The sequence below is a fragment of the Desulfosporosinus metallidurans genome (assembly GCF_001936615.1).
GTDB classification, from domain to species: Bacteria; Bacillota; Desulfitobacteriia; order Desulfitobacteriales; family Desulfitobacteriaceae; genus Desulfosporosinus; species Desulfosporosinus metallidurans.
Window position 1 is genome coordinate 1 of record NZ_MLBF01000079.1, and the last position, 14,589, is coordinate 14,589.

General features: G+C 40.7%; 19 protein-coding genes. All 19 read left to right on the forward strand.

What is annotated here, in order from left to right; translation table 11 throughout:
* The first annotated feature begins 89 nt into the window (after positions 1 to 89).
* The 19 genes from DSOL_RS27650 to DSOL_RS24075 all read left to right on the forward strand — a co-directional run bounded on the left by DSOL_RS27650 (position 90) and on the right by DSOL_RS24075 (position 13,966).
* Entirely contained in the window at positions 90 to 383 is a 294-nt protein-coding gene (locus DSOL_RS27650) for a hypothetical protein (RefSeq protein ID WP_170871607.1), read from the forward strand.
* Positions 319 to 834, forward strand: a complete 516-nt coding sequence (locus DSOL_RS23995; protein WP_139314597.1) for a hypothetical protein — start codon at positions 319 to 321, stop codon at positions 832 to 834. The genes DSOL_RS27650 and DSOL_RS23995 overlap by 65 nt, the downstream gene beginning before the upstream one ends.
* 399 nt (positions 835 to 1,233) lie before the next feature.
* Positions 1,234 to 1,416 carry a hypothetical protein gene (locus DSOL_RS29850; RefSeq protein ID WP_170871608.1) on the forward strand — a complete coding sequence of 61 codons (183 nt, stop codon included), beginning with the start codon at positions 1,234 to 1,236 and terminating at the stop codon, positions 1,414 to 1,416.
* Between the two features lie 78 nt (positions 1,417 to 1,494).
* Entirely contained in the window at positions 1,495 to 2,850 is a 1,356-nt protein-coding gene (locus tag DSOL_RS24000) for an MATE family efflux transporter (protein WP_345788425.1), read from the forward strand.
* A gap of 150 nt (positions 2,851 to 3,000) precedes the next feature.
* Positions 3,001 to 4,167 (forward strand): iron-containing alcohol dehydrogenase, encoded by a 1,167-nt coding sequence (locus DSOL_RS24005; RefSeq protein ID WP_075367259.1) that lies wholly within the window; start codon positions 3,001 to 3,003, stop codon positions 4,165 to 4,167.
* Positions 4,168 to 4,304: 137 nt separating this feature from the next.
* Positions 4,305 to 4,691, forward strand: coding sequence for a MerR family transcriptional regulator (locus DSOL_RS24010; RefSeq protein ID WP_075367260.1), 387 nt, complete (start codon positions 4,305 to 4,307; stop codon positions 4,689 to 4,691).
* 91 nt (positions 4,692 to 4,782) lie between these two features.
* A complete protein-coding gene (locus DSOL_RS24015) occupies positions 4,783 to 5,313 on the forward strand; it encodes a flavodoxin (protein ID WP_075367261.1) in 531 nt (176 codons plus the stop codon).
* A gap of 17 nt (positions 5,314 to 5,330) precedes the next feature.
* Entirely contained in the window at positions 5,331 to 5,768 is a 438-nt protein-coding gene (locus tag DSOL_RS24020; RefSeq protein ID WP_427854455.1) for an aldo/keto reductase, read from the forward strand.
* A 204-nt stretch (positions 5,769 to 5,972) separates the two neighbouring features.
* Positions 5,973 to 6,605: a flavodoxin family protein gene (locus DSOL_RS24025; protein ID WP_075367262.1), complete on the forward strand. Its 633-nt coding sequence runs from the start codon at positions 5,973 to 5,975 to the stop codon at positions 6,603 to 6,605.
* A gap of 86 nt (positions 6,606 to 6,691) precedes the next feature.
* A complete protein-coding gene (locus tag DSOL_RS24030) occupies positions 6,692 to 7,894 on the forward strand; it encodes an iron-containing alcohol dehydrogenase (protein WP_075367263.1) in 1,203 nt (400 codons plus the stop codon).
* Positions 7,895 to 8,078: 184 nt separating this feature from the next.
* Complete coding sequence (locus DSOL_RS24035; protein ID WP_075367264.1) at positions 8,079 to 8,495, forward strand: (R)-mandelonitrile lyase; 417 nt, start codon at positions 8,079 to 8,081, stop codon at positions 8,493 to 8,495.
* 382 nt (positions 8,496 to 8,877) lie between these two features.
* Positions 8,878 to 9,498, forward strand: a complete 621-nt coding sequence (locus DSOL_RS24040; protein ID WP_207649671.1) for a 4Fe-4S dicluster domain-containing protein — start codon at positions 8,878 to 8,880, stop codon at positions 9,496 to 9,498.
* A gap of 36 nt (positions 9,499 to 9,534) precedes the next feature.
* Positions 9,535 to 10,290, forward strand: coding sequence for a carboxymuconolactone decarboxylase family protein (locus tag DSOL_RS24045; protein ID WP_075367265.1), 756 nt, complete (start codon positions 9,535 to 9,537; stop codon positions 10,288 to 10,290).
* 316 nt (positions 10,291 to 10,606) lie between these two features.
* Complete coding sequence (locus tag DSOL_RS24050; RefSeq protein ID WP_075367266.1) at positions 10,607 to 11,107, forward strand: hypothetical protein; 501 nt, start codon at positions 10,607 to 10,609, stop codon at positions 11,105 to 11,107.
* Between the two features lie 177 nt (positions 11,108 to 11,284).
* Positions 11,285 to 11,542: a type II toxin-antitoxin system HicA family toxin gene (locus DSOL_RS24055; RefSeq protein WP_345788427.1), complete on the forward strand. Its 258-nt coding sequence runs from the start codon at positions 11,285 to 11,287 to the stop codon at positions 11,540 to 11,542.
* Complete coding sequence (locus DSOL_RS24060; protein WP_075367268.1) at positions 11,532 to 11,891, forward strand: type II toxin-antitoxin system HicB family antitoxin; 360 nt, start codon at positions 11,532 to 11,534, stop codon at positions 11,889 to 11,891. Before DSOL_RS24055 ends, DSOL_RS24060 begins: the two co-directional genes overlap by 11 nt.
* Positions 11,892 to 12,147: 256 nt before the next feature.
* Positions 12,148 to 12,459, forward strand: coding sequence for a C-GCAxxG-C-C family protein (locus DSOL_RS24065; RefSeq protein ID WP_345788426.1), 312 nt, complete (start codon positions 12,148 to 12,150; stop codon positions 12,457 to 12,459).
* A 187-nt stretch (positions 12,460 to 12,646) separates the two neighbouring features.
* Positions 12,647 to 13,300, forward strand: coding sequence for a (Fe-S)-binding protein (locus DSOL_RS24070; RefSeq protein ID WP_075367269.1), 654 nt, complete (start codon positions 12,647 to 12,649; stop codon positions 13,298 to 13,300).
* A 57-nt stretch (positions 13,301 to 13,357) separates the two neighbouring features.
* On the forward strand, positions 13,358 to 13,966 hold the full coding sequence (locus DSOL_RS24075) for a GNAT family N-acetyltransferase (RefSeq protein WP_083643000.1): 609 nt from the start codon (positions 13,358 to 13,360) through the stop codon (positions 13,964 to 13,966).
* The last annotated feature ends 623 nt before the right edge of the window (positions 13,967 to 14,589 follow it).

Consider the following 14,589-nt stretch of genomic DNA (forward strand, 5'->3'; position numbering starts at 1 on the left):
AACTATACTATTAAAATTCCCAACCAAAAGGAGGAAACAGGGAATAGAGAACACTTCCAATTACGCAAAACTGAGTGTTGGCGTTGTCAATGGATATGAAACGGGAAAAAGAGTACCTTGTCATGGGCGAGCTGCTGGAGGTGCGGCGGTATTTGACCGGGACGGGTGCAGCGGTGAACGCGCCGGTTTGGAAAGAAGCAGGAGGACGACACGGATTATCTGGGCTGGCTGGAGGATTTGACGCTGCCGTTCCGTTTCTCCGTGTGGGAACAGGTGAACGAGTGGCAGAAGTGGCATCCACAAGACCCGCTGAAAGGCATGGCAAACGATACGGCGGGCGTGGAGTACGCCAAGTACCCGCTGCTTTTGCAGTATTCCTATGACAGCAGCGTGAGAGAATACACCACAGCTGACCAGTCCCTCATCCCGCTGATCGCCTACGCGCTCAAACGGCTTTACGATGGCAAGAAGTATTTTCAGAAGTGCAAGGTTTGCGGACGGCTGTTCCTTGCGTGTACTGCCAATATCCCCACCCTTTGCAGTGACGAGTGCCGGAGGGAGCAGCGCAAGCTGAACAAACGAAAGTACGACGGAGAAAAGAAAGATTTGGACTATGAGAAAAGCGCGAAAAACACTTACATGTACTGGTACAAACGAGTGAAGCCAATGGAGGAAATCCCTACCACCAATCCGCCTTTCGGGAACAAGTCAAGGCGGCGTTTGCGGCGTTTACGGCGTTCTGCGAGGAATCCAAAAGGCGCAAAGCGGAGGTGGCGAAAGGCACGGCTGACATTGACGCTTACAAGAACTGGCTGCTTATGCAGCGTGGCGTGATTGACGGGCTGATAGGCGGCGATTAGAGTAGAAATTTTCATAGTTTTGTGGTAGGATATAGGACCATAGCAAAGGTGAGTTTATTCACCTTCTGCTTATAATGCGAACTTGGTACGATAGGGTATCAGCCAGTGCTGAGCCCCTTTTTTGTGTTCAAAGTAGTAATAAACTCAGTTAATGTATGGGGTTTAATTGATGAAGAACACTGTGACGCATTCGTAATTGTAGAAACTATTATTTTCTTCAAAACTTTAAATTAGTTCTTTGGTGAATGGATTTTATATAACCCGCAGATAATTCATATTTATCCGGTACATATAGATTATCTTTTCCTAATAGGAGTGCATTTAAATTTATTGTACTCCTATTAAAAAGTGCTTGACTTGGAGTTGACTCCAGATGGTAAGTTATTTTGCGGAGGTGAAAACTATGAACATCTGCGGAGTTGCAGACATCAAATGTCCGATTATGGAATCAGACCGGAAGAAATTGAAACACTGGCTAAAAAGGCTTCCGGGGATTTACCTGCTGTCTGAGCCGAGCAAAAGAAAAAGGGATTATTTACGGAACTGGAGCCTGTGATAAGGGAGACATTAAAGGGACATCCTGCAATGAAGCAGGCATATGAAATGGAAAAGGGTATTAACAGGAGGACTAAGATTGGAGCAGAAATTTTTAGCAACAAAAAAGTTATTTACGAATCGGGATTTATTCAAATTATTTCTGCCACTTATCATAGAGCAGTTTTTAGAATATCTCGTGGGATTGGTTGACTCAATCATGGTAGCGCACGTGGGGGAAGCAGCCGTGTCTGGTGTGTCTTTGGTGGATTTCGTGATGGCATTGCTCATTAGTTTGTTCGCAGCACTATCTACCGGCGGTGCGGTCATTGCAGGACAGTATCTGGGCAAGAAGCAGATAGAAGAATCAAAAGAAGCAGCGGATCAACTAGTATGGTTTGCCGGTGCCATATCCGTCATAATCATGGTCATTATCTATCTAGCGAAACCGCTTATTTTAAATGGTTTGTTCGGGCAGATTACGGATGAAGTACGCAAGGATGCGAATACCTACCTAACGATTGTAGCAGTATCCATTCCATTCCTGGCACTTTATAATGCCGGAGCGGCAGTTTTTCGTACTATGGGTAATTCCAAACTGCCCATGAAGGTGATGCTGGCTATGAACATAGCGCACGCGGTAGGAAATGCAATACTTATTTACGGCTTCCACCTTGGAACTGAGGGTGTTGCTATACCGACCTTGATATCACGTATTGCGGCTGCGGCTATTATTATCACATTAGCTTTAAACAAAAAGCAAACAATATATATAAAGAAAAGTTTAAAACACAAATTTAACTGGTCGATGATCAAAAAAATCTTAGGCATTGGTATTCCATATGGATTGGAAAACGGCTTGTTCTATTTGGGAAGAATCATTGTACTCAGCCTGGTTGCTACTTTTGGTACGGCAGCAATTGCGGCAAATGCGGTGTCGGGCACCATTGTTATGTTTGAAGTACTGCCGGGTATGGCAATTGGTCTTGGTTTAACTGTAGTTATATCAAGATGTGTCGGCGCAGGAGATTATGAACAGGCTAAATATTACACCAAAAAAATTATGGGTATCGTGTATGTGGCAAATGTATTAAGCAGCGCATTAGTACTTGCTTTACTCCCAGTCATATTAAATGTCTATGGATTATCTGAGACCGCAACGTCATTGACCACACAAATCGTTTGGTGGCATGCAGCATTTACAGTAGCAATCTGGCCACTTGGTTATACCTTGCCTGTGACATTCCGTGCATCAGGAGATGCCAAATTTCCAATGATTTTTAGTATTTTGTCCATGTTTTTCTGTCGTATTGCACTAGCTTATCTGCTCGGTATTTATTTTAATATGGGAATGTTCGGCACATGGGTAGCTATGTTTATCGATTGGATTGTCAAGGCAATCATTTTCGTATACCGGTATATAAGTGGAAAATGGACTAAGTTTCATGCAATTTAACGGATCTCTGTATCATTTTATTCAAAGAAAGATGCTGTTTATTAACTTCAGAAAGCATTGTAAAATTAATAGTTTTTCAAAAAACACTTGACTTGGAGTGAACTCCAGAATTTATACTGAAAATGCAAAAAATATTCAGGAGGTTCTCTTATGTTTAACTTTGATTTTTACAATCCAACACGTATTTTATTTGGTGAGAACAGGCTTGAGAGTATTGATAAGTATGTTCCAGCCGAGGCTACTGTCTTAATAACCTATGGAGGTGGAAGTGCTAAAAAGAGTGGCCTTATCAATAAGATTAAAACTGTACTTGGGAACAGGAAGGTTTATGAATTCGGCGGTATAGAGCCGAACCCTCGTTACGAAACATTAGTTAAAGGCGTAGAAATTGTTCGGAATGAGAATATTGATTTTTTGCTTGCTGTTGGCGGAGGGTCTGTTATCGACGGAACTAAATTCATAACGCTTGCTTCCTATTACAAAGGGAATTCTCGTGATTTGTTGAAGTACGGCATGATGCCTATCCCTTTGGATGTAGTAGGAAAAGTGGTTCCATTCGGTACAGTGCTAACTTTACCTGCTACCGGCTCTGAAATGAATAGCGGAGCTGTAATCAGCTATGAGCACGGAAAATATGCCGTTATGAGTGAGTTAGCTTTTCCTAAGTTTTCAATATTAGATCCGACCATTACTTTTTCGCTTCCCAAGACTCAGGTTGCCAATGGAGTGATTGACGCATTTGTGCATACAACTGAGCAATATCTCACATATCCTGTGGATGGTAAGTTGCAGGATCGTATAGCTGAGGGTATTTTGCAAACATTGATTGAAATAGGTGAAACTACAGTTGTAGAACCCGAAAATTATGCTGCGCGTGCTAATCATGTTTGGTGTGCAACTCTTGCATTGAATGGGATAGTTGGTGCAGGGGTTCCACAGGATTGGGCGAGTCATATGATCGGACATGAACTTACCGCATTATTTGGCATTGATCATGGACAGACTTTAGCGATTGTATTGCCCTCATTACTAGAGGTAAGACGCGAACAAAAACGCGCTAAACTTCTGCAATATGCAGAACGTGTATGGCATATCGAGGGTGGCAGCGATAAGGAAAAGATCGACTTGGCAATTCTGAAAACTAGAGAATTCTTTGAAAGCCTTGGTGTTAAAACTCGTCTGTCTCAATATGGCGTTGGAGCTGATAAAATACCAGTTGTTATTGAACAGCTGAAGGCTCATGGGATGACAGCGCTCTCGGAAACTCAGGATCTTACATTGGATATAAGCCAAAAGATTCTTGAAGGAGCAGTGTGATTTTCTGAGCTCTTAAAAGACGGACGCACATAACACTCCGTTTTTTTAAATAGTAGCATGGATTAGTGCTGCTAAAAACTCTTGACTTGGAGCTAACTCCAAGTGTTATGATATCGGATGTCAGGAGGTAAAATCGTATGACAATTGCAGAAGTAAGTAAAAAATTTGATCTTTCACAGGATACACTCCGCTATTATGAACGCATCGGACTGCTTCCTGGTGTAAATCGAAATAAAAGCGGAATCAGGGATTATACGGAAGAAGACTGCAGGTGGGTCGAATTTATCAAATGTATGAGAAATGCAGGTCTTCCGATTGAAGTGTTGATTGAGTATGTTGGGTTGTTTCAACAGGGTGATACGACCGTTAAGGCCAGAAAAGAACTTTTGACCGAGCAGCGTAAGCAGTTAATAGCAAAAATGGAAGATATGAATAAAACGCTGGAACGTCTGAATTATAAAATCGAAAGTTATGAACAGTCGGTGGTTGAAAAAGAAAAAGAGCTAAAAAGGTCGGAGGATTAGGTTTATGGGTAAAAATGTATTGATATTATCTGCAAGTCCAAGGAACGGCGTAGGTAGAATAAAAAATATGATTGATAGAAAGGGATAGGAAATGGCAAATTCAAAGAGCCTTATCGCTTATTTTTCACGCAGAGGAAATAATTATGTGGGAGGTAGTATTGTAAACCTGCCAATTGGAAACACAGAAGTGATAGCAAAAAAAATACAGAAATTAACAGGAAACGACATGTTCCAAATCAAATCTGTAAAATCTTATCCAGAAGATTATACGGAAACAACAAATGTAGCACAGGAAGAAAAGAGGGAAAATGCCAGACCTGAGCTTGCAGAAATAGTAGATGATATGGATTCCTATGATGTGATTTATATCGGGTATCCGAATTGGTGGGGAACGATGCCGATGGCGGTATTTGCGTTTTTAGAGTCGTATGATTTTTCTGGAAAGACCATTATTCCATATTGCACACATGAAGGTAGTGGAATGGGAAGTAGTGAACGCGATATCAAGAAACTTTGTCCGAATGCAAAGGTGCTGTCCGGTTTAGCGATTCGAGGCGGCAGTGTTGACAGAGCAGACAAAGATGTTGCAAACTGGCTAAAAAAATTCGATTTAATACCATAAAAGAAAGGGAAATAGAATTGGAAAAACGCAAATTAGGAAATAGTGGACTTGAAGTATCCGCCATTGGTCTTGGTTGCATGGGAATGAGTCATGCATATGAACCAGCTGCAAATAAAGAAGAAATGATTAAACTAATTCGTTCAGCGGTTGAACGTGGGGTTACATTCTTTGATACAGCCGAAGTTTATGGGCCTTATGTAAATGAAGAATTGGTAGGGGAAGCACTTGAACCATATAAGGGTAAAGTTGTGATTGCTACTAAATTCGGTGTTGCTTTTGAACATGGGCAAAGTGGTGATTTATTGATGGATAGCACACCAGAAAATATTAGAAAATCAGTTGAAGGTTCTTTAAAACGATTAAGAGTTGATTCAATTGATTTACTTTATCAACATCGTGTTGATCCGGGTACTTGCACAAAAACCTTGGGTTGTTCCAATTCCAGGAACTCTTAAATTAAACCGTTTGGAAGAAAACATAGGTGCAGCAGATATTGAATTAACTGAAGATGAGTTATCTATGCTAAATGAAGCATTATCAAACGTTGAAATTGCAGGGAGTAGAGTAGGTAGAGTTAAAAAGGATTATTAAATTGAATAAATCAAATTGTATAAAAGCTAATGCTGATTACAAGTTCAAAACACAAACAGGAGGCAAGTATGAAAGTATTATTAGTTAATGGAAGTCCCCATGAAAAGGGGTGTACCTATACGGCATTGGAAGAAGTGGCTAAAACACTGAATGCAGAAGGGATTGAAACTGAAATCTTTCAGATTGGAACCAAGCCGTTATCCGGATGTATTGCCTGTAGAAACTGCCAGAACACGGGGCATTGTATATTTCCTGACAGAGTCAATGATTTTCTCGATATTGCGGGAGACGCCGACGGGTTTGTATTCGGTTCGCCCGTACATTATGCGTCTGCAGGAGGTGCCATTACTTCATTTCTAGACCGTGCTTTCTATACCGATTTATGCTCTGGAAAACAAGTTTTTTACCTAAAACCGGCAGCCGCTATTGTTTCCGCCAGAAGGGCGGGGACGACCGCAACATTTGACCAGCTTAATAAATATTTCACCATATCGGAAATGCCTGTTATCTCATCGAGGTATTGGAACATGGTACACGGCTCCACACTGGAGGACGTAAAAAAAGATTTAGAGGGATTGCAGATAATGCGTATATTAGGAAGAAATATGGCATGGTTCTTAAAGTGCAAAGAGGCCGGTATCAAAGCTGGTGTTCCGTTCCCTGAGCGCGAAGAAAACACATTTACCAACTTTATCCGGTAAGACGCTGTTTTCCCTTTTTCGAGGGCCTTGAATGCATTTGGCGTTGCTTTATAAATTAAAATTGAAAAGTACGGAGTGTGATCTATATGTTAAACTTTGCCTTGCATATGCCAACGAAAATTATTTTTGGTAAAGGTGAAGTATTAAAATCCGGGGAAATCGTATGTGAATATGGGAAAAAGGCATTGATTGTAACCGGACGTTCCTCGACTAAGAAAACAGGTGTTTTGGACAAGGTAATCGCATCATTGAAACAAGCTGGAGTAGATTCTGTTGTATTCAATCGTATAGAACCAAACCCGCGTGCGGAAACGGTCGATGAAGCCGGCCATATCGCCCGTGAAAATCATTGTGATGTTATTGTAGGACTTGGTGGCGGTTCTGCAATGGATGCAGCCAAAGCAATTGCGACAGTTGCAGTTTCAGGTCTGCCAATTCATGAATACATTCGCGGGAATTTTACAGGAAAATGGAGAGAATTGCTGCCTATCCAAAAAGCCCTGCCCATCGTTACGATTCCAACGTTAGCTGCAACCGGTTCTGAAGCAGACGGTGGGGCCGTGATTACAAATTTAAAAACCAAAGAGAAATCCGGAATCAATGGTCCAGCTCTCTCTCCAAAAGCTGCTATTCTTGACCCTGAACTCACATACACCGTTCCTGCAAACTATACAGCCGATGGCGCCGTCGATATGTTTACACACCTGTATGAAGGCTATTTTACAGGTGATGAACACGCGAATGTTCAAGATGAAATCACGGAAGGACTCATGAGAAATGCTGTACGGTTTGCCAAACTTGCAATTAACAAGCCAAACGATTATGAAGCGCGTGCGCATTTGCTATGGACCAGCACACTTGCTTTGATAGGGATTGCCAACGCTGGCCGGGAAGGTAGTTACCCTGTCCACGCAATGGAACACACAATATCCGCACATTATGACATCTCACATGGTCGGGGATTAGCAATCTTGGCCCCGGCATATTTCCGGCTTGTCATTCAAACGGATCGCCCCCATCGTTTGGCTAGACTTGGCCGCCGCGTTTTTGATATAGCGATTGAAGATGACATGCAAGCAGCCGATGCAACGATTGTTGCAGTGGTGAATTGGTTTAAGGAAATTGGAGCATACGATACTTTGAAAAACGTGGGTGTAAAGAAAGAAGATTTGAAAATGATGGCTGATGAAACCATTCGTGTGGGAGGCTTAGGTAAAAATTCCTTAGCTGGAACACATCCACTGACTTCTGATGAGATATTCGGTATATGCAATGCTGTGTATGAATAAGTTCTAATTCCGTTTTTCGCCAGATCCATATGCCTATAAAAGTTAAAAACAAAAGTAGCCAAAGGGGCAAGGCCGCAGAAGTAAACAGTAAATAAGTAGATCAGGCTGTAACCAAGTTAACTGATTTTTCGGTAACAATCTTTAACAATCAAGAAAGTAGTATCATGAAAAAGGAGAATGAAATATGAATACATCAAATAATTTAAGTGAAAGTGTAATCTTCCCGAAAGGTGAAAAAATTACGAATGACTATTTCATTGGGACAGCATGGCTTGAAATGCTGGTTTCTAATGACAGCACGTTTAATTGCCCGATAGGTAATGTAACTTTTGAACCAGGCGCAAGAAACAATTGGCATAAACATCCAGGTGGCCAGCTTCTGCTTGTTACCGGCGGCAAAGGATCTTATCAGGAAGAAGGTAAGCCGGTACAGGTGCTTCATGAAGGGGATGTCGTAAAGATCCATCCGGATGTGAAACATTGGCATGGTGCTACACCGGATAGCTGGTTTACACATATCGCGATAACTACTAATGCTCAAAAGGGAGACGCTGAATGGTTGGAACCTGTAACGGATCAAGAATATAACAATTTAAAATAACATGAATTTTTCTTGCGGTGTTGCTGAAAGTTCTTTTTCTTAACAGGTAGGATTCCAAAACGATTTTATCGGTAATACCCACAAGTTAAGGATATCCGTTTTAGAGAAAAAGCTGGATGACTTCAGGGTGACTTGTCATTCAGCTTTTCTTACGTATCAATGAAGTTACCCTGGAAAGTGAGCAAGGATTTATGGAATACAAAAATTTGCCGCACGGTGGCAAAATCAGCACGATCGGTATTGGTGCAGGAAGCCTGCACGATGCCACAGCGCGAGAAATTGAAGATATTATTTGTTATGGCATGGATCACGGCATCAATCTGATTCCCATTCTGCGGATATTTGCAGACTCTTTATCGAGACCGGAGAGATCGACATCTTTATGTTCAGCCTTAACGCCGCCTATGATTTTGAGCCGTCACGGGGCAAACTATCTTTATCACATGAGCGTATAGAACTCTATCGGGAATGTGAAAAACGAAACATCGGCATCACGGTCATGAAGCCTTATGGCGGCGGACAGCTGCTGAATGCAAAGACATCTCCTTTCCGCCGTAACATGACGATCTCTCAATGCATACAGTACGCGCTGGACCGCCCCGCTGTTCTCTCATGTCTGCCGGGTGTACGCTCCAGAGCCGATTTGGAGGATGTACTCAAATATTACTCGGCTTCTGGAGAGGAACGGTACTATTCCTTTATCGGCAGCTTGCCGCACCGCGACATACAGGGTACCTGCATTTACTGCAACCACTGTCAGCCATGCCCGTCTGGAATCGATATTGGTTCCGTAAACAAATATATGGATCTGGCAAAAGTTGGTGACGAACTCGCAAAGAACCATTACATGAAATTAAGCAAAAACGCAAATGACTGCATCGAATGCGGTGCCTGCGAAAAGAACTGCCCGTTCCATGTGGAAATCCGCAGTAGGATGCGGGAAGCAAAAAATTATTTTGAAGTTAAGATAACTCAGAATACGGAAGATGATTTCAATGAGTAAAAAAGTAAAACAGTCAAAGGTTAGGAGCAAAGGACAATGGACAGAATTGAACGATGCAAACAGAAATTTGCGGAATTGTTCGGTGATACTGATTTCTCAGCATTTACCACAGACCCGGACTTTACTGATATTATGAACAACTTTATCTTTGGCGACGTGTTCTACCGTGGTAAATTGACCGACAAGCAACGTGAACTGATCACGCTGGTCGTATTGACTACCAATCAGACGCTTGGAGAGGTAAAGGTTCATGTCAAGGTGGCGCTAAATATCGGTTTGACTCCGATTGAAATCAAAGAAGCCTTATACCAATGTGCGCCTTACATTGGTTTTCCTAAGGCACTCAATGCAATCTATCAGGCTAACGAGGCTTTCAAAGAAATGAATATTTCACTTCCGGTGGAAAGCCAGAAACAGGTCACGGAGGACAATCGGTTTGAAGAGGGCCTAAAGGTACAGAAGTCCATATTTGGTGATGTGATTGATAAAATGCAGGAAAACACTCCGAAAAATCAGAAACACATTCAGGAGTACCTGTCTGCTATGTGCTTCGGCGATTTTTATACCAGAAGCGGACTTGATGTAAAAATGAGAGAATTACTGACCTTATGCATCATCAGCACCTTGGGTGGCTGTGAGAGTCAGGTAAAAGCCCATGTGCAGGGAAACCTGAATGTCGGAAACAACAAGGAACTGATGATTGAGGCAATCACACAATGCTTGCCCGATATGGGATTTCCAAGAACCTTAAACGCATTGAATTGTGTGAATGAAATTATTCCAGAAAAATAGAAGGAACGTCAATGAAAACCCGTTTATTCTGGTTTTTTAAAGTAATGGGTGTAAGTTGTATTTAAAATTATTTGAGCAGATATTTTGATTGGAATATCTGCTCCTTTTGCGTGAAAACAATATATTTTTTACGTAGATCTAACGTTGAGATTCTTCGAACCTAACCCATAATACGACATTATCCAAGGCAACGAGTATTCAAATAACTTGCAGGCATTATGATTAACATCAATCATCTTTCTTTGATTTTACAGTTCGTAAGAATTTAGTTGGATTGATGCTTATAAAAGTACGAATTCAGAGATTGTGAGGCTCATTGCCGAAACAAAAGATAAGCAACCGAAAGATACCGTCAAGATTTTGGAGGAACAAAGTACATTACAACTTAAAAAAGAAACCTTGGACAAAAAGTGCAGGAGATTTTGTCGCAAGACTTCAGATCAATGAGACAATTACTAAAGCTATAACGAAGGGAGAAACGGAGCGACATCAACTGGAAAAGGATTATTTAGTGGTTAGCAATTTATCGAAAACTGCCAACAGAGAACTTACTGGGAAGCAAAAACTCGCCTTTGAACAATTTGTGCAGGCATCTTACTTTAACCAAATTATCGTAGAAGCAAACAAACGCTTAAAGGCCTTGTCCAATGGACGATATGAACTACTGCGCAAAGAGAATGCAACAGATCATCGTTCTCAATCGGTTTTAGAGCTAGATGTATTGGACAATTACACTGGTAAAATACGTACAGTAAAATCATTATCTGGCGGAGAGTCGTTTAAGGCTTCTCTATCTCTGGCCCTAGGACTTAATTAACCTCAATATTCACACACGTTATCACTGTGCTTTTAATTCTCCGCTAAAGTAATGAGATTTCATACAAGTGGCGTTCGGACTTTATATTAAACCTAAGCGCCATTTATTTTTCGATAATCAAGAAGTAACCAAATACATTTGATATTTGCCACTATATATGGTACTATTTATATAGGGGTGAAGCTGTTGAGCAAGCTTAAAAAGCTACTCGAACGTATTCGGAATAATCCTAAGAATGTAAGATTCGAAGAATTAGACAAAATATTAATCCATTACGGATTTACTAAACGTCAATCATCCAAAGGCTCCAGTCACTATTACTACACAAAGGGAGAGAAGCTTCTCTCGGTCCCATTTCACAAACCACATATTAAAGCTACATACGTTGAGCGGGCCATCGAACTGTTGGAAGGAGAGATTAACGATGACGAATAAAGGGATTGATTATTACTTAGCTCTCCCGTATAAATACGCTTTATTCCCGGCTGAAGAGGGTGGGTATGTTATTGAAATACCTGATCTGCCTGGTTGCATTACCCAAGCTGAGACCGCTGATGAAGCATTGGCCATGATCGAGGACGCCAAAAGGGGATGGATAGAGATAGCTTTGGAACAAGGCATCGAAATTTCTGAACCGGCTAAAGACGACTACTCAGGGAAATTTAATGTGCGAGTTCCAAAAAGCCTCCATAGGTATTTAGCTGAACTCGCTAAAAGAGAAAATATAAGCTTAAATCAATTAATTCTTTATCATCTTTCGAGGAGTGCTGGATTTAAAGGCTGATAAACTGGAGCGGTCAATACCCGCTCTCTTTATTTTTAGCAATACCAATCGACTCCTGACAAACGTATATTTCGTAGCTTGAGAAAATCAATTTGCATTCCTTGCCTAAGCCCCCTTGCGCCCGTCGTCTCCGAACCGTGCTCGATTATGCATATCGGGAGTATATAAATGAAAGAATTCACAGCCTTTATTGGAATGATGATTTGAACTGTGCGACTACATCATTACTGACTTTTTCAGAAATTTTCATATTAATTTGAACTCACAAATTCTTGATGCAGCAATTGGGATGCCTGGAGCAGGCCGGTATGGGGCTCAGTGTGGACTAGTTGCAGGAGCATTAATGTTTATTGGAATTCAAGGAAGAGAAAAAGGACTCGAACCTGAGGATATAGTAAATAAATTCAATAATTTTGCAGAAGGATTTGAAGACGAGTTTGGAAGTTTAAATTGTAGAGATCTAAGACCAGAAGGATTTAAGCCAGACAATCCACCACATTTATGTGAAGAGATAACGAAGAAGGCAATTATGTTTACACTAAATATCTTAATTCCTAGTTCTAATTGAACACGTAGAATGATTTGTCATGATAAAGCGGTTGTCGAACATTCTACCCCCGCTACAACCCGCCGGGGTGGCGTCTTGCTAAACTGGGGAGTCGGAATATTGGTATGTAACTGAAATACAGGAAGATCTTCGGTTGCATTTCACTTATAATATCTTTGTGATAGAACTAATCTGGAGGAATTATTAAATGAAACAAGTCTATGCGCCAGGTTGTGCGCTGTTGATATATAAGCAAGAGCTTGCTAAAAAAGTATTAGAGTTTTTAAATCAAGATTTGGATGTTATTAATGAACACCTAATTTGTTGCAGACATGAGCCTAACCTTGAAAAGGGCACGCAAGTAATTAATACCTGCGCAGGCTGTGATAGGCGCTATAGAGAGCTTTATAAGGGGATATCTACAGTATCACTCTGGGAAATATTAGCCGAAAGCAAAACCTTTCCGTTTCCTGACTATAACGGTATGAAAATGTCCATACATGATGCCTGCCCAACACGTACCGAGGAAAGGGTACATTCTGCAATTAGAAAACTCCTTGAGAGGATGAATATTAATATCGCTGAACCGAAGAATACTCGTACAAAAGCGGTCTGTTGCGGGGATAGTTTTTACGGCGTATTGCCTATAGAGCAGGTCAAGAAACAGATGGAAAAACGCTCGAACGAAATGCCTTGTGACAATGTAGTGGTTTATTGTGTTTCCTGTATCAAAGCAATGTTCATCGGCGGTAAAAAACCACGCTATATCATTGACCTTTTGTTTGGAGAGACTACAGGGATAGGTACATTTGAGCCTGATGCCTGGCACGATGAATTACAAAAATTCATAGATACACATTAAAGTAGTTAGGATGTTTGCTGACTTCCAAACGGTGAGTATCAAGAGAAGAGGATTATTATGCAAATCTATGCTAACAATGAAGTGAACTTAAAGATTTACGAATTAGATCTTCCTAGGTGGGTTGATTTTGAGAAGCTATTTGGGGAAAGAGGAGCATGTGATGGGTGTTGGTGCATGTCGTGGCGTTTAAAGAGATCAGACTTCGAGCGTCAAAAGGGGAAGGAAAATAGAAGTGCCATGAGAACACTGGTTGAACAGAATATGAAAACAGGGGTTTTAGCTTATATAGATAACGAACCCATTGGTTGGTGTGCAGTTGCGCCGAGAGAAGATTATTTAAGACTCGAAAATTCGCGAGTCTTAAAAAGAATTGATAATGAACAGGTTTGGTCCGTAACTTGTTTTTTTATATCTAAATCCTTTAGAAGAAAAGGCATATCTCTTGAACTTCTAAAAGGGGTTATTAAATACTGCGAGATTAACAATGTTAAGATAATTGAGGGGTATCCTGGCGTACCATACGGAGAACAAGTTCCCGATGCCTTTGAGTGGACGGGTATCCCTTCTGCTTTTGAAAAGGCTGGTTTCGTTGAGGTTGAAAGAAGGTCCAAATCAAAACCTATTATGAGATATTGTACAGTACACGCTAAAAATGGAACGACGTGAACAATAAAAGTTGACATTACCCACACCACACCCAGCACTTTAGCTTATAAATAAGAGGTATCCACAATTAAAGCCCATGTATGAAGAAATTATGAATAATAATGATAACAGTAATTATATTGAAGAATTAAGAAACGAATGGAAAGATAGTCCACGAGTGAAATTTGTCTTCGATTAGTTGGTTTTGACGACGAACTTTAGAAAAAAATAATTCATTTGCCGGAGACAGATCCTTAAAAAAACAAGGAAATGATATTTATCCTGCCTTCCCGAAAAAATGTAACGAGGAATTCTTCAAAGCTAGTAAATCCAATAGTTGCGGGGATTTACCTATATCAATTCACCTCGTTACACTAATTATATGTAACGAGGTGAGAACCCAGTGTTTTCAAGGCATGTAGCCATTCTCGTTACACCAATGCGGGAATGCAGGATTTATGTTACTGTACGTAATCGTCATTATCAGACCCAACAAATATAATAAAAGTAAATCATATATTGCTAGGCAATAGCAGTATACGTTAGCATTAGATTTTGATGACAAACCATTAGAATTGCTTGATTGAGGTCTTAGTTTTATTTTCTTAAATATGTGTTTAAAAAACCTTTGAAATATAGTAATA

What these genes read in the sequence shown, in the direction of transcription:
- DSOL_RS24070 (WP_075367269.1), top strand. Translation starts at nt 12,647, where the DNA reads ATGAAACAAGTCTATGCGCCAGGTTGTGCGCTGTTGATATATAAGCAA.
- DSOL_RS24015 (WP_075367261.1), top strand. Translation starts at nt 4,783, where the DNA reads ATGGCAAATTCAAAGAGCCTTATCGCTTATTTTTCACGCAGAGGAAAT.
- DSOL_RS24075 (WP_083643000.1), top strand. Translation starts at nt 13,358, where the DNA reads ATGCAAATCTATGCTAACAATGAAGTGAACTTAAAGATTTACGAATTA.
- DSOL_RS23995 (WP_139314597.1), top strand. Translation starts at nt 319, where the DNA reads ATGGCAAACGATACGGCGGGCGTGGAGTACGCCAAGTACCCGCTGCTT.
- DSOL_RS24030 (WP_075367263.1), top strand. Translation starts at nt 6,692, where the DNA reads ATGTTAAACTTTGCCTTGCATATGCCAACGAAAATTATTTTTGGTAAA.
- DSOL_RS27650 (WP_170871607.1), top strand. Translation starts at nt 90, where the DNA reads ATGGATATGAAACGGGAAAAAGAGTACCTTGTCATGGGCGAGCTGCTG.
- DSOL_RS24025 (WP_075367262.1), top strand. Translation starts at nt 5,973, where the DNA reads ATGAAAGTATTATTAGTTAATGGAAGTCCCCATGAAAAGGGGTGTACC.
- DSOL_RS24035 (WP_075367264.1), top strand. Translation starts at nt 8,079, where the DNA reads ATGAATACATCAAATAATTTAAGTGAAAGTGTAATCTTCCCGAAAGGT.
- DSOL_RS29850 (WP_170871608.1), top strand. Translation starts at nt 1,234, where the DNA reads ATGGTAAGTTATTTTGCGGAGGTGAAAACTATGAACATCTGCGGAGTT.
- DSOL_RS24005 (WP_075367259.1), top strand. Translation starts at nt 3,001, where the DNA reads ATGTTTAACTTTGATTTTTACAATCCAACACGTATTTTATTTGGTGAG.
- DSOL_RS24045 (WP_075367265.1), top strand. Translation starts at nt 9,535, where the DNA reads ATGGACAGAATTGAACGATGCAAACAGAAATTTGCGGAATTGTTCGGT.
- DSOL_RS24060 (WP_075367268.1), top strand. Translation starts at nt 11,532, where the DNA reads ATGACGAATAAAGGGATTGATTATTACTTAGCTCTCCCGTATAAATAC.
- DSOL_RS24040 (WP_207649671.1), top strand. Translation starts at nt 8,878, where the DNA reads ATGTTCAGCCTTAACGCCGCCTATGATTTTGAGCCGTCACGGGGCAAA.
- DSOL_RS24010 (WP_075367260.1), top strand. Translation starts at nt 4,305, where the DNA reads ATGACAATTGCAGAAGTAAGTAAAAAATTTGATCTTTCACAGGATACA.